Source organism: Pseudoduganella sp. LjRoot289, from assembly GCF_964252925.1.
GTDB lineage: Bacteria > Pseudomonadota > Gammaproteobacteria > Burkholderiales > Burkholderiaceae_D > Rugamonas.
On the sequence record NZ_CAXUPN020000001.1, the window covers coordinates 851,438 to 868,387 of the forward strand.

Sequence of the window (16,950 nt, forward strand, 5' to 3'; positions counted from 1 at the left end):
AGCGTCCAACACTGAATTGGTATGGCGTTGATACCTATGAGGTATGAAGATGGAGATTCGGCATTTGCGCTACTTCCTCGCCGTCGCGGAAGAGAAAAACTTTACCCGCGCGGCGCAGCGGCTTTTCATAGCGCAGCCGCCGCTGAGCCGCCAGATCCAGCAGCTCGAGGAGGAGTTGGGCGTCGCCTTGTTCGAGAAGGGTTCGCGGCCGCTGCGCCTGACCGAGGCGGGCGCGTTTTTCCAGGCGCACGCGCAAACCCTGCTGGACAAGATGGCCGATTTGAAGACGATGACGCAGCGGGTCGGCAAGATCGAGCGCACACTGTCGATCGGCTTCGTGGCGTCCACCCTGTATGGCTTGTTGCCGGAGATCGTGCGCCGCTTCCGCACGCAGTACCAGGAGGTGGACATCACCTTCCATGAACTGACGACGATGGAGCAGATGCGGGCGCTGAAGGAAGGGCGCATCGATGTCGGCTTCGGCCGGGTGAAGTCGGAAGATCCGTCGGTGCGGCGCATCCTGCTGCGCGAGGAGAGGCTGATTGTCGCGCTGCCGCTGGGGCACCGGCTGGTGGAGTTGGGGCGGCCGCTCAGGCTGCGCGAGCTGCTGGCCGAGACGCTGATTGTCTACCCGCGCAACCCGCGCCCCAGCTTCGCCGACCAGGTGCTGGCCATCTTCAGCGACCGCGCGCTGCATCCCGAGCATGTGATGGAAGTGCGCGAGCTGCAGATCGCCATCGGCATGGTGGCGGCCGGGCAGGGCATTTCGATTGTGCCGGAGAGCCTGCAGGGCATGAAGCGCGGCGACGTGCAGTACGTCGAAATCGACGACAAGCACGCCGTGTCGCCCATCCTGTTCAGCATACGGCTGATGGACCGCTCCGAGGAGCTGCGCAACATGCTGCAGATTATCTACGACGTCTACGAGTCGCGCGGCATCCCGCACGTCAAGGAGGAGCTCTAGCGGATCTCGGTGTCTATGGCTTGCCGTCTGCGCCGGAATGACGCAGACGGCAGGACCGGACGGGTGGCCGCTTGACTATGGGTCCCCTTGCTGTGACAAGTTCGAGGTGCCATCCAGGGGGCGAACCGGCGGTTTTAGACCGCTTCGATCTGCTCGGTGGTGCCGTGCACCGCCGATGCCGGGCTGGCGGCGCTCGAGCGGCTCGGGCGGATCAGGGAGACGGCAACGACGGCGATGGCGGCGGGGATCGCCATGGCCATGAAGTTCTGCTCCAGCGGCAGCTGCATGCCGACCAGCGTGCCGATCACGATGGGCGCCAGGATGGCGCCGCTGCGGCCGACGCCCGAGGCCCAGCCGATGCCGGTGGCGCGTATCGCCATCGGATAGAACTGGCCGGCGTAGGCGTAGGTGACGATCTGCGTGCCGATGGTCGACGCGCCGGCCAGGCCCACCAGCAGGAACAGTACCTCTGTGGGCACCTTGTGGCCCAGCAGCGTGATCGAAACGCCGGCCAGCGTGTACATGCCGATCAATACATGCTTGATGTTGAAGCGGTCGGCCAGCCAGCCGCCGCCGACGGCGCCTATCACCGCGCCGAAGTTCAGCACCAGCACGAAGGTCAGCGCGGAGCCCAGGCTGTAGCCGGCGCCGGCCATCAGCTTGGTCAGCCAGGAGCTGAGCGCGTACACCATGAACAAACACATGAAGAAGGTGATCCAGAACATCACGGTGCTGAAACCGCGTCCGTCCTGGAACAGCTTGCGGATGGGCGCGCCCGCCGCACTGTCGGCGGCCGGGATGGTGAAGCGGTCGCCGCTGCCGGCGCGGTAGGACGGTTCCATGCGCGCCAGGATGGCCTTCAGTTCCCCGACGCGCCCGGCCTTGATCAGGAAGGGCATGGATTCCGGCATGGCCTTCAGGATGAAGGGGATCAGCAGCACCGGCACGCCGGCCGCGAGGAACACCGACGACCAGCCGTGGGCCTCGATCAGCCCCTTGCCCAGCAGGGCGGCCAGCATGCCGCCGACGGCGTAACCGCTGAACATCAGCGTTACCATGGTGGAGCGGATTTTCCTGGGCGAGAACTCCGTCATCTGCGCCACCACGTTGGGCATGACGCCGCCGATGCCCAGGCCGGCCAGGAAGCGCATGGCGCTGAAGGTGTAAGGATCGGTGGCGAAGCCCGCCGCCGCCGTGAACACGCTGAACAGTCCGATGCAGATCGCGATGGCCAGACGGCGGCCGATTTTGTCGGCCACGGTGCCGAGGAAGATGGCGCCGAACATCATGCCGAACAGTGCGGAGCTGACCATGAAGCCGGCATTCTGGGCGGTGACGCCCATCTCTTTCATGATGGACGGCAGCGCGATGCCGGCGACGGCGAGGTCGTAGCCGTCGCAGATGATGATGATCGCGCACCAGAACAGGACGCCGGCGTGGAAGCGGTTGAAGCGCGCCCCGTCCGACAGTTTATGAACGTCGATTTGCTGCATGATGTTGGTCTCCTAATGGCCCGGTTAGTAGTTTTGAGATGGGACATCCGGAGCATAGATATACCCGGCGATGCCGTCCAAGACCGATTTGGTAGCTTTTCGATACCTGCGGGGTATCGCTGATGGCATGTTCGCCGCCCGGCGTAGCAAGCGCCGTCGTGGTATCGTGCGGCGGAGCCGGTTACGACGGCGAACGAGACGGGGGCGCGTGTGTTTTCTGTGAATCTGGGCCCGCTGGCGCTGCAGGCCAGCCATTTGCTGCTGGCCATGGCGTTCGCCATCGCGGCCGGTGTCGGCTACCTGGCCGGGCGCAAAAACAAGATCAACGTCACCGGCGTATTGCTGGATATGGCGCTGGCCGCGCTGGTGGCTGGCCGTATCGGTTTCGTCGCCACGCGCTTCGGCGATTTTCGCGACGCGCCGTGGTGGGCGGTGTTCGACATCCGCGACGGCGGCGGCCACTGGCCCGCGGCCATCGCCGGTGCGCTCGCGCTTGGGCTCTGGCGCTGCTGGCGCAAGCCGCAGTTGCGATCGCCTTTGGCAGCGGGTTTGATTGCGGCCGTCTTCGCTTGGGATATGTCGGGCTCCGCCATCGCATTCAAAAGCCCGCAGGGCGCCGCGGCGCCCGCGGCGATCCAGGCCTACGCCGGCGGCAAGCCGATGGTGGTCAATTTCTGGGCCAGCTGGTGCCCGCCATGCCGCCGCGAGATGCCTGTGCTGGCGAAGACGCAGCAGCGGCGCGGCGACGTAGCCTTTGTCTTCGTCAACGGCGATAGTGACGCGGCGGCGGGGCAGCAGTTCCTGAGCGAGCACGGCATCACGGTCGCCAACGCCGTGCACGACCCGGACGCCAAACTCGCTGGCACGGTCGGCACTTCAGCCTTTCCGACCACCTTGTTCTATGGCGCGAACGGCAAACTGGTCAGCCTGCACATGGGTGAACTGTCGCAAGCGTCGCTCAACGCCTACCTGGAAAAGATCGCCGCCGCTCAGCCCTGATGGCCTTCGTGGATGGGCCGCCCCAGCGCTTGCCGCACATCCTTGGCGCAGGGGCCGACCCGATCGATCAGCCTGCGCAGCTCGTCTTCCGGAATCCCGAACTCATCAGTCCAGTAGCGCACCTCCTGCGGCTCCTTCAGCACGATGACGGCGCGCTCCTGCGCCTCCTGCATTTTTTGTACATCCGACATGATGCCCTCCTTGGTAGTGCCGTTGCGTCGATGATCGCGCATCCGGCGCCGCGCGGCGGTGCGCTCGCGCACATGGCATGGATGGCAGCCAAGGTTGGCAGTCGGACCAGAACGGCGCGGAGGCTGCCTGGAGCGGCATGCACTGGTCTCAAGTGCATGCTCCCGAGTGCTTGATCCCGAGTGCCGCAGGCGAGTCAGCGGAACGGATTCCGCTCGTTCAGCTCGCTGATGTAGTCGTCGATGCCGCCGCTCTCGCGTTCGAGGAAGCGCTCGACCGCGTCGGCGAAGGCAGGATGGGCCAGCCAATGCGCGGACCAGGTCTTTTGCGGCAGGAAGCCGCGCGCCATCTTGTGCTCGCCCTGTGCGCCGCCTTCGAAGGTGGCGATGCCGTTGGCGATGCAGAATTCCAGCGGCTGGTAATAAGCCGTCTCGAAGTGCAGGCAGGCCACGTGCTCCGTGGCGCCCCAGTAGCGGCCGTACAGCGTATCCTTGCTGTGCAACACCAGCGACGAGGCGATCGGCATGCCGCCGCGCTCGGCCACCACCAGCAGGACGTTGCCCGGCATGGTGGCGCCGAGGCGCTGGAAGAAGTCCAGGTTCAGGTAGGGCGACGAACGGTGCTCGGCGTAGGTGTTGGCGTAGCAGCGGTGGAAGAAGCGCCAGTCTTCGGCGGTGGCGTCGTGGCCGCGCACCTGGCGCATGGTGACGCCGGCTTCGCGCACCTTGCGGCGCTCGGCGCGGATGTTCTTGCGCTTCTTGTGCTCCAGCGTGGACAAAAACTGTTCGAAGTCGCCGTATCCCTGGTTCAGCCAGTGGAACTGCACCCCGCTGCGCAGCATGAAGCCGGCTCCCTGCAGCTGCATCGCTTCATCCTCGGGCGGGTAGAGCACGTGGGTGGACGAGATGTCGGCCGATTTCTGCTGCGCTTTCAGCAGCGCGACCAGGGCGGAGCGCGCTTCGCCGTCGCGCGCCAGCAGGCGGCCGCCGGTGACAGGGGTGAACGGGATGGCCGACAGCAGCTTGGGGTAATATTCAATACCGTTGCGGTGATAGGCCTCGGCCCAGGCCCAGTCGAACACGTATTCGCCGTAGGAATGGGACTTGACGTACAGCGGCATGGCGGCGGCCAGATCGTCGCCGTCCCACAGCGCGAGGTATTGCGGCTGCCAGCCGGTGTCGGCGCAGGCACTGCCGGACTCGTGCAGCGCGTGCAGGAAGGCGTAGGACAGGAAGGGGTTGTCTTCGCCTTGGGCGGCCAGCAGCGCGTTCCATGCGGATTCGCCCACTTCGGCGAGGGAGGAGATGACGTCGGGGCGGTAGCTCATGTTGGCATTTTACGCATAATCGGCGGCGCAGGTTCGCGGTGCGTCCATACCGGGAAATCATTGTTTTGGAAAGGTTGGCCCTGACATGCGTAACCTGAGGATAGATGTCGCACGCGGCATGCTGATGGTCTACATCATCACCATCGTCCATGGATTTTACTTCTTGAACGTCTACTCGGGCCCCGGGAAATCCCTGGTGCTGTTCGAGATGCCGTGCATCTTTTTCATCTCGGGCTACGCCTACGCGCTGTCGCTGCAAGGCGGCATGCGGATGGATGCGGGCAGGGACTACTGGCGCTATCTGAAAACGCGGGCCGCACGCATCCTGATCCCGTATTGGCTGTACGCGCTGGTATGCCTGGGCCTGGTTTTGCTGAAGGCCGACCCCGGCCTGACGGGCAGCGCCGGCGCGAAACTGGCGACGGCGGCTGCCTGGCTGAATCCGCTGCAATACGGCAGCGGGCATACGGTCTCATTGCTGAACTACCACTTGTGGTTTGTCGCGCCCTTCCTCGGGGTGACGGTGCTGATGCCCTTGCTGGTCAAGGCCGTGAGCTGGAAAAAAATGCCGCTGCCGGCCTTGCTGCTGGCGGCGGCGGCCTTGATTTTCGGCGGCGAATTGCTGCTTGCAGGGGAATTGTCCAAAAGCGTGCTGACTTATTCCGTCTGGGCGGTGCTGGGCTATGCGGTCGGTTCCCGGCAGTTTGGCGCCATGCCTTCACGGGCGCGGATGCTGCTGGTTTTCGCCGTCGCGTGCGTGCTGCTGCTTGCAGCGTCGGCCATGTCCTGGGCGACGCTGGATATGCAACATAATAAATTCCCGCCCAATACGGCATTTTTCATGTTCAGCCTGGCCTGGTTTTCCCTGCTGTGGGTCGCCACCTCCTTCCTGGGCGACGGCGCGATAGCGCGCCTGCGCGCCATGGCCTGGTTCCGGCCTTTTGCGGACAAGGGCTACTCCATCTATATGTGGCAGGGACTGGCCTATTCGCTGGCGTTCAACCTGGGACAGAAGTTCCATTTGCCGCTGATGGCGGTCTGGCTGGCCGCTATCGTGCTTGCGTTTGCTTTGGGCATCGCGGCGTCGCCGGCCGAGGCGCTCGGCAAAGCGCGCGGACGCGGACCGAAGGGCGGGCAGGAGCAACTTTGCACGATTACCAAGGGCGAATGCTAAAATCCTCTTATCCATAGAGGGTCAGCCTTATGCCGCATGCACCGCAGTCATTCTTCAATCTGTATTCCCACGATTTCGCGCGCCTGAGCGTCGCCGTGCCGCGCTGCCGCGTGGCCGATCCGCAGTACAACGCTGCAGAAACCGTCGCGCTGGCCAGGCAGGCCGCCGCCAAGGGCGCGGCGCTGGTGGCGTTCACGGAACTGGGCCTGTCCGCCTACACCTGCGACGACCTGTTCCACCAGCGCGCGCTGCTGGACGGCTGCCTGGCAGGCCTGCAAACGGTGCTCGATGCCTCCAAATCCATCAGCGCGGCGCTGATCGTCGGCGTGCCGCTGCGCATCGACCATCAGTTGTTCAACTGCGCCGTCGTGCTGTCGGGCGGGCGCATCCACGGCGTGGTGCCGAAGAGCTATCTGCCCAACTACGGCGAGTTCTACGAGGCGCGCCAGTTCAGCGCCGGCGACGAGGCCATCTCCACGGAGGTCACCCTGCTGGGACAGGCCGTGCCCTTCGGCTCGGCGCTGCTGTTCGAGGTCGAGAACCTTCCTTTGTTCAAATTCCACGTCGAGATTTGCGAGGACGTGTGGGTGCCGATTCCGCCGTCCTCCTTCGCCGCGCTGGCGGGGGCCACGGTGCTGGTCAACCTGTCGGCCTCCAACGTGGTGGTCGGCAAGGCGGACTACCGCCATCAGCTGGTAAGCCAGCAGTCGGCGCGCTGCCTGTCGGCCTATCTGTATTCGTCGGCGGGACGCGGCGAATCGACCACCGACCTGGCGTGGGACGGCCAGGCCCTGATCTACGAGAACGGCGAACTGCTGTCCGAGGCGGAGCGCTTCCAGGACGAGTCGCACCTGATCTTCGGCGACGTGGACCTGGAACGCATGTCGCGCGAGCGCATGCGCCAGACCACCTTCGGCCAGTCCATGCGCCGCCACCGCGAGGAACTGGCCAGGTTCCGCACCGTGCGCTTCGCGCTGGAGCTGCCGACGCAACGCGCGCTGCCGCTCGAACGCGGCGTGGCGCGCTTCCCCTACGTGCCGTCCAACCCTGCCTTGCGCGACAAGCGCTGCAACGAGGTCTACAACATCCAGGTGCAGGCGCTGGTGCAGCGGCTGTCCTCCTCCGGCATCAAGAAGGTGGTGATCGGTATTTCGGGCGGACTCGATTCGACGCATGCGCTGCTGGTGTGCGCGAAGGCGATGGACCGCCTGAAGCTGCCGCGCGCGAACATCATCGGCATCACCATGCCGGGCTTCGCCACCAGCGCGCGCACCTTGCTGCAGGCGCGCCAGCTGATGGAGTTCGTCGGCTGCAGCGCGTCCGAGATCGACATCCGCCCCAGCTGCATCCAGATGATGAAGGACATTGGCCATCCCTACTCGGAGGGTGCGGAGCAGTACGACATCACCTTCGAGAACGTGCAGGCAGGCGAGCGCACCAACCATTTGTTCCGGCTGGCGAACTTCCACAACGGCATCGTGATCGGCACCGGCGACTTGAGCGAGCTGGCGCTGGGCTGGTGCACCTACGGCGTGGGCGACCATATGTCGCACTACAACGTCAACGGCAGCGTGCCCAAGACGCTGATCACGCACCTGGTGCGCTGGGTGGCCGAGAGCCGCCAGTTCGGCGAGCAGGACTCGGCCGTGCTGCTGGCGGTGGTCAACACCGAGATCAGCCCCGAGCTGGTGCCGGGCAAGGCCGACGACGGTGCTCCGGCGCAAATAACGGAAAGTGTCATCGGCCCATACGAATTGCAGGACTTCAACCTATACTACACGCTGCGTTTCGGATTTGCGCCGTCCAAAGTGGCGTTCCTGGCCCACGCGGCGTGGAGCGACCGCAGCGTCGGCAGCTGGCCGAACGAGGCGCACGTGGCGCGCAACGAGTACGCGCTCAAGGACATCAAGGCCAACCTGGGCATTTTCCTGCGGCGCTTCTTCCAGACCAGCCAGTTCAAGCGCTCCTGCGTGCCGAACGGGCCGAAAGTCGGGTCGGGCGGTTCGCTGTCGCCGCGCGGCGACTGGCGCGCGCCCAGCGATTCGGAAGCGGTGGTGTGGATGGAGGATTTGAAGAACGTGCCGGACGCATGACCGGACGCGTGACCGGACGCATGAACGGACGCTAAAAACGAGCATCGCGTATTAAATACATCAAGGAGAATTTCATGAAGCAGATCACCGCAGTTATCAAGCCGTTCAAGCTGGACGAAGTGCGCGAAGCGCTGGCCGAAGTGAACGTCACCGGCCTGACCGTGACGGAAGTGAAGGGCTTCGGCCGCCAGAAGGGCCACACCGAGCTGTATCGCGGCGCCGAGTACGTGGTCGACTTCCTGCCGAAAGTGAAAGTGGAAGTGGTGGTGGACGACGGCGTGGCCGAGCAGGTGGTGGACGCCATCATCAAGGCCGCCCGCACCGGCAAGATCGGCGACGGCAAGATCTTCGTGCAGAACGTGGAACAGGTGGTCCGCATCCGCACCGGCGAAACCGGCCCGGACGCGGTGTAATGGACAGGCCGCCCTTAGTGGCGGCCGAGACGCATATCGAACTTCCAGGTCAGCAGGCGCATGGCGGTGATCGCCATCGCGCTTGACCACAAGGCGAAATCGTCCGAGACGGACGTTTTCTGCATCACGATGTACATCCAGCAGCCGATGAAGGCGCAAATCGCGTAGGGTTTGCCGTCCCGGAACACCATCGGCACCTCGTTGCAGACGATGTCGCGCAGCACGCCCCCGAAGATCCCCGTGATCACCCCCATCATCGACGCGATGAAGATCGGCATATTGGCTTGCTGCGCCTGCGACACGCCGGCCACCGCGAACAGGCCGAGGCCGACCGCGTCCGCCACCACGATCACGCGTTCGGAAACGATCTGGCGCAGCGTGCGCAGCAGCGGCGAGGCGATCAGGGCCAGCACGAAAATCAGGATGGCGTATTCCTGGTGCTGCACCCAGAACAGCGGGCGCTTGTCGAGCAGGATGTCGCGCAAGGTGCCGCCGCCGAAGGCGGTGATGAAGGCTACCGTGAATACGCCCACCAGGTCCATCCGCTTGCGCCGCGCTTCAATGAAGCCCGAGATCGCCCCCACCAGTATTGCCACAATCTCAATAATCGTGATCAGGGAAACGTGGGGCACGTGCTTCATGGGTGGATCTGTCCAATGTTGTCTATACCGACAGGTTAACACGCGCGGCGGCTGCCGGGTTGGACTTGATGTGTGCGCTACGCGTATCCCCCGATGTTGCAATTCTTGGCGGAATGTTAATTTAGGTAAATGTTACTTAAGTGACTTATATTTGTGATACGTTAGTATCTTTATGCAAGTAATTGCATACCCGCCACTAAATGGAGCGCGCATGTACATACGGAATTGGAGCATCGGTGCCCGGCTGGCGATCGGCTTCGGGGCGGTCCTGCTGCTGTTGGCGGTGGTCGGCGGCATCGGCGACTGGCGCCTGCAGACCGTGGAGGGTTTGATCGACAGGATGCTGAAGGTGGTGCTGGTCAAGGAGCGCCTGGTGTCCGAGTGGCACGGCTTGACCCATGTGAACGGTGCTCGCACCATCGCCTTGGCCAGCGGCATGGAGGGGGCCGGACGCCGCCGCATGGAGCAGCAGATCGAGCGTGCCAGCGCCCGCATCACCCAAATCCAGAAGCAGCTGGAGGGTATGCCGAACGACAGTGCCGAAACAACGCTGTATGCCGGCATCGCCTCGCGCCGCAGCGACTACCGCGCGGCGCGCGGCGCCGTGTTCGCGGCGATGGATGCGGGCAATGCCGAGACGAGGGCGAAATTGGCGGAAACCAGCCTGGAACCTGCGCTCGATGCTTACCTCGAGGCCATAGATCGGCTGACCCGGCACCAGGCCGACGCCATCGCGGCCTTGTCCGTGGAAGCCGCCAGCCAGCACCGCACCGGGCAGCTGCTGCTGCGTATGCTCAGCAGCGTAGCGCTGCTGGTCGGCGCAGGGCTGGCCTACTGGATAGGCATTTCCGTCACGCGCCCCATCCGGCGCGCGGTCGGGATCGCGCAGACGGTCGCCGCCGGCGACCTGAGCAGTAATATCGCGGTCCACTCGTCGGATGAGACCGGCCAGCTGCTGCTGGCGCTGAAGGACATGAACGATGGCTTGGCCGGCATCGTGCACCAAGTGCGCAACGGTACCGACACCATAGCCGCCGCTTCCAGCCAGATCGCCACCGGCAGCCAGGACCTGGCGGCGCGCACCGAACACCAGGCCGGCTCCTTGGAGGAGACCGCCACCGCGATGGGCGAGCTGGTCGCCGCAGTGAAACGCAACGCGGACAATTCGCTCGAAGCCAGCCGCCTGGCCGTGACGGCCGCCGAGACCGCCGGCGCCGGAGGCGCGGTGATGTCGGAAGTGGTCGAGATCATGGGCTCGATCAGCGGCTCCTCGCGCAAGATCGTGGACATCATCGCCGTGATCGACGGCATCGCCTTCCAGACCAATATTCTGGCCTTGAACGCGGCGGTGGAGGCGGCGCGCGCAGGGGAGCAGGGCCGCGGCTTTGCCGTCGTGGCCAGCGAAGTGCGCAACCTGGCGCAGCGCAGCGCGGCGGCCGCGAAGGAAATCAAGATGCTGATCGGCGACTCGGTACGGCAGGTCGATGCGGGCAGCCAGCTGGTCGAGCAGGCGGGCGCGACGATGGACAAGATCGTCTCCGGCATCCATCAGGTGACGGATATCATGGGGGCGATCACGCATGCCAGCAGGGAGCAGAGCGGCGGCGTGGAACAGCTGAACCAGTCGATCGCCGACATGGACCGGACGACGCAGCAAAACGCGTCGCTGGTGGAGGAATCGGCCGCCGCCGCCGCTTCCTTGCACGACCAGGCCGATCGTCTCGGGCTGCTGGTCGGCGTGTTCCGCCTGCACGAGGGACAGGGCGTGGCGCCGGCGACGATTACGCGGCTAGTGCCCGGCGCCGCCGAGGCGGTGCCCGCGCCGGCGCCGGCACGGATAGCGCGCGTCGCCTGACGCCAATGCGGTTAAGTTAAGGCAATCGCACTTCGAAAGCATGCGATGTATGGGTTCCCGCCTGCGCGGGAACGACAAGCAAACTGTCGTTCTCGCGAAAGCGGGAACCCATACTGAGCGCAATGTACGGCGCCAATCGCTTAACTTAACGGCATTACCGCCTGACGCGGATTGTTGCAGCCGCCGCGCCGGCGCGGCGCTGCGGCTAGCGGCCGCCGGCGGCCTTGCCGGGCTTGTCGGCGCGCGGCGCCGAGCTTGCCGCCGCATCGAGTTTGACGACGGCGGCGACGTCGTTCAAGACCTGGTGGGCACGCTGGCGGTCGATGTCTTTTTCCCAGGCCGCCACGACCACGGTCGCCACGCAGTTGCCCAGCAAATTACCCAGGGCGCGGGCGATGCCCATGAACCAGTCCACCGACAGCACCAGCACCAGCCCCACCACGGGGATGGCGGGGATGGCCGACAGGGTGGCCGCCAGGATCACGATGGCCGAACCCGGCACGCCGTGCGCGCCTTTGGAGGTGACCAGCGCCACGGCCAGGATCGCCAGCAAATCCGATAGCGCCAGCGGCGTGTTGGTGGCTTGCGCAATGAATACCGCGGCCAGGGTCAGGTAGATCGAGAACGCGTCCAGGTTGAACGAATAGCCGGTGGGGATCACCAGGCCGACCGTGGATTGCTTGATGCCCATGTTCTCCAGCTTGCGCATGATTTGCGGCAGCACGCTGTCGGACGAAGCGGTGGCCAGCACGACCAGCAGTTCTTCGCGCAGGTAGCGGATCAGCTTGAAGATATTGAAGCCGGCCATGCGCAGGATGGCGCCCAGGATGCCGAACACGAACAGGGCCACCGCGCCATAGAACAGCACCACCAGGTATCCCAGCTGTTTCAACGAGCCGATGCCGTATTTGCCGACCGTGAAGGCGATCGCGCCGAACACGCCCAGCGGCGCCAGCCGGATCAAAAAGCCCATGCATTTGAAGAAGGCGGCCGACATGCTCTCGATCAGCGCGGCCGCCGGCGCGGCTTTCTCGCCGATCAGCGACATGGCGCAGCCAAACAGCACCGACACCAGCAGCACCTGCAGCACGTCGCCCGAGGTGAAGGCGCTGACGACCGTGGTGGGTATCAGTTTCATGGCGAAGTCGGCGAAGCCCTGGGATTGCACTTTTGCCGCATTGTCGACATAGGTGCCGAGCGCGCTGGCGTCCAGCGCGCGCGGGTCGATATTCATGCCCACCCCCGGCTGGAACACATAGGCCAGCAGCAGGCCCAGCGCCAGCGCCACCGTGGTGACGGCTTCGAAGTACAGCAGCGCCTTGAAGCCGACCCGTCCCACTTTCTTCAGTTCGCCGGCGCCGTAGATGCCGTGCACCACCACGCAAAACACGATCATGGGAATGATCATCTTGATCAGTTTGATGAAGCCGTCGCCGAGCGGCTTGAGGCCGATGGCGAACTTGGGATACAGCACCCCGGCCAGGATGCCGAGGGCCAGGGCAATGAGGACTTGCCCGAACAGGGATGTATGAAAGCGCCGCACGATTTGTCTCCTTTTTGTAATAGCACTGAATGGTCGAGCGGTTTTGGGCCGCTGCATCCGCTTTGGGCATGCTGCATTACATCACTTTTGGACCCCGTTGGCGGCTGCTAGCACAAATTCGCTGAGATGAATATAGCATACAAAAATTGTATGCAATATGCGTATGCATATGATAAATTAAAAAAAGACCAAGCCGACAACACCAGGGAGGCAACATGAGCAAGGAAGGCAGCAACACCTGCAGTGGCAGTGAATTCGACGCGCTGGGCGGGCAAATCATGGCGTGGGCCGACGCGCTGGCGCAGCACACCGACAGCGCCGGCATGATGACGCGCACTTACCTGACGCCGGCGCACCACGGCGCCGCGCAGCAACTGGCGTGCTGGATGGAGGAGGCCGGCATGCAGGTTCGGCGCGACCAGGCCGGCAATGTGATCGGCCGCTACGAAGCCGCTCAGCCGGGCGCGCCGGCCTTGATGACGGGCTCGCATTTCGACACCGTGCGCAACGGCGGCATCTATGACGGCATGCTGGGCGTCCTGTTGCCGATCGCCTGTGTACAGCGCTGGAACCGGCAGGGCAAGCGTTTTCCCTTTGCGCTGGAGATTGCCGGTTTTGCCGAGGAGGAGGGTGTGCGTTTCAGCGCCACCTTGCTGGGCAGCCGTGCCATTGCCGGCACCTTTGTGCACGCCGTGCTCGACAACGTCGACGAAGCGGGTGTCAGCATGCGCGCGGCCCTGGCGCAGGCCGGTTTCGATCCGGCCTTGCTCGACAGCGCACGCTATGGGCCGGCCAGCCTGCTCGGCTTCCTCGAAGTGCACATCGAACAGGGGCCGGTGCTGCTGCATGCGGGAGCGCCGGTAGGCGTGGTCAGTGCGATTTCCGGAGCGTCGCGCTTTGCCGTCGAAGTGCAGGGCCAGGCCGGGCATGCCGGCACCGTGCCCATGGCGGGCCGCCGCGACGCGGCCATGGCTGCTGCGGAAATCGCGCTCTACATCGAGCAGCGCTGCCAGGGCGTGCCTGGCCTGGTGGGCACGGTGGGCCAGTTCCAGGTGCCGCACGGCGCCGCCAACGTCGTGCCGGGCAAGGCGGTGTTCAGCATCGACATCCGCGCCTGCCGCGACCAGGACAGGGAAAATGCCGTGGCCGATGTGCTGGAGGCGGCGCGCCGCGTCGCCGAGCGGCGCGGGGTCGAGCTGGCGCTGCGCCGCACCCACGAGGCGCCCAGCGTGCCGTGCGCGGAGCGTCTGCAGCAGCAACTGGCGGCATCCATCGAACGCCTGGGCCTGCCCTTGCACCGGCTGCCTTCCGGCGCCGGCCACGACGCCATGGCGCTGGCCGCCATTGCCGATGTCGCCATGCTGTTTGTCCGCTGCGGCAATGGCGGCATCAGCCATTCCCCCGACGAAACCATGACGGCGGCCGACGCCGCCACCGCTGCGCAAGTGTTCAGCGACTTCGTCGAGCATTTCAACTGAACTGACAGGAGAGCTATCCCATGCAAACCGTAGTGATCGATGGTTTTACCCTGACCGCGCAGCAAGTGCTCGCGGTGGCGCGCGGCAACGTGCAAGTGGAACTGGCCGCCTCGTCGCGCGCCGCCCTGAAGGAAAGCCGCGACTATATCGAAGCGACCTGGATGCACGACGAGGCGCCGATGATGTACAGCTTTAACACCGGCGTCGGCCTGCTGAAGGACACCCGCATCCAGGTCGAGCACATCGAACTGTTCCAGACGCAGCTGATCATGGCCCACAGCGGCGGCATTGGCGAGCCGTTTTCGGAAGAGGTGAGCCGCGCCACCATGCTGTTGCGCGCGAACGCCTTCGCCAGCAACTACTCGGCGCCGCGCGTGGAAGTGGTGGATCGCCTGCTGGCCTTCATCAACGCCGGCATCCATCCCGTCATGCCGCAGAAGGGCTCCGTCGGCGCGTCCGGCGACCTGGCGCCGCTGGCCTATCTGGCAGCGGCCATCGCCGGTTTCGAACAGGCCGAAGTGATGTACAAGGGCAAGCGCATGCCGGCCGCCGAAGCGATCACCAAGTCCGAAATCGGCGCGGTGAAATTCGACCTGAAGGCGAAGGACGCATCGGCCCTGATCAACGGCTGCACCGCCTCGCTGGCCGTGGCCGTGCTGGCCACCGACGACGCGCGCAACTTGCTGACCGACGCCTGCCTGTCGCTGGGCCTGACCCTGGAAGCGATGCGCGCCGAAATGGCCGCGTTCGACCCGCGCATCCAGCAAGCGCGCCCGCATCCGGGCCAGATCAAGACCGCGAAAGTGGTGCGCAAGCTGCTCAAGGGTTCGACCCGCACCACCCACGAAGCGCGCGCCGTGCAGTTCCCGGACGAACTGCGCCGCACCGACATTCCGTACACCGCCCGCATCCAGGACGTGTACTCGCTGCGCTGCACGCCGCAAGTGTACGGCCCCGTGTTCGACGCGCTGGACTACATCGACACCATCGTCAAGAACGAGATCAACTCGGCCACCGACAACCCGTTGATCTTCGGCAAGGACGGCGGCGGTTTCGAGATCATCTCGGGCGGTAACTTCCACGGCCAGTACCTGGCGCAGGCGATGGACCTGCTGGCCATGGCCGTGACGGACCTTGGCAGCATCTGCGAGCGCCGCGTCGCCCGCCTGATCGACCCGACCCTGTCGTGGGGCCTGCCGCGCAACCTGATGAGCGGCATCCGCGGCGTGAACACCGGCTACCCGGTGATCCAGTGCTCGCTCAGTTCCCTGGTGATGGAAAACCGCACGCTGAGCATGCCGGGCAGCGTCGACAGCATTCCGTCGAAAGGCAACAGCGAGGATCACGTGTCCAATTCGACCTGGTGCGCGCGCAAGGCCGCGACGGTGGTGGCCAACACGCAGTACATCATCGGCGTTGAAATGCTGCTGGCGGCACAGGCGCTGACCATGACGGAAGACCTGCTGCCGGGCTTCAAGCTGGGCGAAGGCACGCAGGCCGCGTATGACGAGATCCGCAAGCAGATCCCGGCGTGCCTGGACGGCGACCGCTGGTTCCACAACGACGTGCAAGTGGCGCACTCCTTCGTCACTAGCGGTTCGGTGCGCGACGCGGTGGTCGCCAAGGTCGGCGAATTCGTCTGACCCGTTTAGCGTTCGGACGATGTTTGAGGATGGCGGACCTCGAACAACTGGAAACTTGTCGTTCCCGCGAAAGCGGGAACCCATGCTGAGCGGGAAGCCATGCAGCCTATGGATTCCCGCTTTCGCGGGAATGACAGATTTTTTGGAGCCGGGTACCGGAAGGCCGCGATATTGCATACAAAAAGTGCAAACAAATCACGGTAATGGTGCATACGTACCGGCCGCCGGCCCGGATGCCCGGAAATGGGGCAAAAACAATGTTTTTACATTGCATACAGTTTTTGTGCGCAGGCATGAAATGTGCTTAACGGTAACTATCACTACTCAAGGAGCCTGATATGAAACGCCGTTCCATGCTGTCCTGCCTGATGCTGTCCGCTGTCACCACCTTCCTGCTGGCGCCGTCCGCGCATGCCGCCGCGCTGGACGATATCCTGAAAAAGAAGGTGCTGCGCGTGGCGGTTCCGCAGGACTTCCCGCCTTTCGGCTCGGTGGGCACCGACATGAAGCCGGCGGGCTATGACATCGACGTGGCCATGCTGCTGGCGAAGGAGCTGGGCGTGGCGGTGGAACTGGTGCCCGTCACCAGCGCCAACCGCATTCCCTACCTGAATACGAAAAAGGTCGACCTGGTGGTCTCCAGCCTGGGCCGCAATCCCGAGCGGGAAAAGGTCATCGACTTCAGCGTCGCCTACGCGCCATTCTTCAGCGGCGTGTTCGGTTCCGCCCAGGTGGCGATCGGCAAGGCCGAGGAACTGGCCGGCAAGACCGTGGGCGTGACGCGCGGCGCGGTGGAAGACCTGGAGCTGAGCAAGCTGGCGCCGGCCAGCGCCACCATCAAGCGTTTCGAGGACAACAACGCCACCATCGCCGCCTTCCTGTCCGGCCAGGTGCCGCTGATCGCCACCGGCAACGTGGTCGCGGGTGCGGTGTCGGAAAAGCAGCCGGTGCACAAGCTGGACTTCAAGTTCATCATCAAGAATTCGCCTTGCCACATCGGCCTGAACAAGGGCGAGCCGCAGCTGCTGGAACGGGTCAACCAGATCGTCGAGAAGGCCAAGCAGGACGGTTCCCTGAACGCCATCGCGGAGAAATGGCTGAAGCTCAAGCGTCCGGTGGCCTCCTTCCTGTAAGGGGC

Annotated in this window: 14 protein-coding genes; 9 read left to right on the forward strand and 5 right to left on the reverse strand. The window is 64.6% G+C overall.

Annotated elements, in window-relative coordinates:
* The first annotated feature begins 49 nt into the window (after window positions 1-49).
* Window positions 50-964, forward strand: a complete 915-nt coding sequence (locus ACSQ8Y_RS03790) for a LysR family transcriptional regulator (RefSeq protein ID WP_436269747.1) — start codon at window positions 50-52, stop codon at window positions 962-964.
* Window positions 965-1,098: 134 nt separating this feature from the next.
* Here the strand turns inward: ACSQ8Y_RS03790 and ACSQ8Y_RS03795 are convergent, their stop codons facing one another.
* A complete protein-coding gene (locus ACSQ8Y_RS03795) occupies window positions 1,099-2,457 on the reverse strand; it encodes an MFS transporter (RefSeq protein ID WP_436265126.1) in 1,359 nt (452 codons plus the stop codon).
* Between the two features lie 210 nt (window positions 2,458-2,667).
* Between ACSQ8Y_RS03795 and ACSQ8Y_RS03800 the strand changes: the two genes are divergently transcribed.
* Entirely contained in the window at window positions 2,668-3,456 is a 789-nt protein-coding gene (locus ACSQ8Y_RS03800) for a redoxin family protein (RefSeq protein WP_436265127.1), read from the forward strand.
* Here the strand turns inward: ACSQ8Y_RS03800 and ACSQ8Y_RS03805 are convergent.
* Both ACSQ8Y_RS03805 and ACSQ8Y_RS03810 read right to left on the reverse strand, forming a co-directional pair.
* Entirely contained in the window at window positions 3,447-3,647 is a 201-nt protein-coding gene (locus ACSQ8Y_RS03805; RefSeq protein WP_436265128.1) for a DUF3606 domain-containing protein, read from the reverse strand. The two genes, ACSQ8Y_RS03800 and ACSQ8Y_RS03805, sit on opposite strands and share 10 nt — an antisense overlap.
* 194 nt (window positions 3,648-3,841) lie before the next feature.
* Window positions 3,842-4,972 carry a GNAT family N-acetyltransferase gene (locus ACSQ8Y_RS03810; protein WP_436265129.1) on the reverse strand — a complete coding sequence of 377 codons (1,131 nt, stop codon included), beginning with the start codon at window positions 4,970-4,972 and terminating at the stop codon, window positions 3,842-3,844.
* 85 nt (window positions 4,973-5,057) lie between these two features.
* On the opposite strand from ACSQ8Y_RS03810, the gene ACSQ8Y_RS03815 reads away from it, so the two are divergent.
* The 3 genes from ACSQ8Y_RS03815 to ACSQ8Y_RS03825 all read left to right on the forward strand — a co-directional run bounded on the left by ACSQ8Y_RS03815 (window position 5,058) and on the right by ACSQ8Y_RS03825 (window position 8,652).
* Window positions 5,058-6,146, forward strand: a complete 1,089-nt coding sequence (locus ACSQ8Y_RS03815; protein WP_436265130.1) for an acyltransferase family protein — start codon at window positions 5,058-5,060, stop codon at window positions 6,144-6,146.
* A 29-nt stretch (window positions 6,147-6,175) separates the two neighbouring features.
* Window positions 6,176-8,239, forward strand: coding sequence for an NAD(+) synthase (locus ACSQ8Y_RS03820; protein WP_436265131.1), 2,064 nt, complete (start codon window positions 6,176-6,178; stop codon window positions 8,237-8,239).
* Between the two features lie 74 nt (window positions 8,240-8,313).
* A complete protein-coding gene (locus ACSQ8Y_RS03825) occupies window positions 8,314-8,652 on the forward strand; it encodes a P-II family nitrogen regulator (RefSeq protein ID WP_107141586.1) in 339 nt (112 codons plus the stop codon).
* A gap of 14 nt (window positions 8,653-8,666) precedes the next feature.
* On the opposite strand, the gene ACSQ8Y_RS03830 is transcribed toward ACSQ8Y_RS03825, so the two are convergent.
* Window positions 8,667-9,293, reverse strand: coding sequence for a trimeric intracellular cation channel family protein (locus ACSQ8Y_RS03830; protein ID WP_436265132.1), 627 nt, complete (start codon window positions 9,291-9,293; stop codon window positions 8,667-8,669).
* 211 nt (window positions 9,294-9,504) lie between these two features.
* On the opposite strand from ACSQ8Y_RS03830, the gene ACSQ8Y_RS03835 reads away from it, so the two are divergent.
* Window positions 9,505-11,148, forward strand: coding sequence for a methyl-accepting chemotaxis protein (locus ACSQ8Y_RS03835; protein WP_436265133.1), 1,644 nt, complete (start codon window positions 9,505-9,507; stop codon window positions 11,146-11,148).
* A gap of 205 nt (window positions 11,149-11,353) precedes the next feature.
* Here ACSQ8Y_RS03835 and ACSQ8Y_RS03840 read toward each other — a convergent pair whose 3' ends face one another.
* Entirely contained in the window at window positions 11,354-12,691 is a 1,338-nt protein-coding gene (locus ACSQ8Y_RS03840; RefSeq protein ID WP_436265134.1) for a C4-dicarboxylate transporter DctA, read from the reverse strand.
* Window positions 12,692-12,906: 215 nt separating this feature from the next.
* Here ACSQ8Y_RS03840 and ACSQ8Y_RS03845 point away from each other — a divergent pair, with 215 nt between their 5' ends.
* The 3 genes from ACSQ8Y_RS03845 (at window position 12,907) to ACSQ8Y_RS03855 (ending at window position 16,945) form a co-directional block, all read left to right on the forward strand.
* Window positions 12,907-14,169 carry an allantoate amidohydrolase gene (locus tag ACSQ8Y_RS03845; RefSeq protein WP_436265135.1) on the forward strand — a complete coding sequence of 421 codons (1,263 nt, stop codon included), beginning with the start codon at window positions 12,907-12,909 and terminating at the stop codon, window positions 14,167-14,169.
* A 20-nt stretch (window positions 14,170-14,189) separates the two neighbouring features.
* Window positions 14,190-15,812, forward strand: a complete 1,623-nt coding sequence (locus ACSQ8Y_RS03850) for an HAL/PAL/TAL family ammonia-lyase (protein WP_436265136.1) — start codon at window positions 14,190-14,192, stop codon at window positions 15,810-15,812.
* Between the two features lie 338 nt (window positions 15,813-16,150).
* The gene (locus ACSQ8Y_RS03855) at window positions 16,151-16,945 is read left to right on the forward strand and encodes a transporter substrate-binding domain-containing protein (RefSeq protein ID WP_436265137.1); all 795 of its coding nucleotides are present in this window, start codon (window positions 16,151-16,153) and stop codon (window positions 16,943-16,945) included.
* Window positions 16,946-16,950 lie beyond the last annotated feature (5 nt).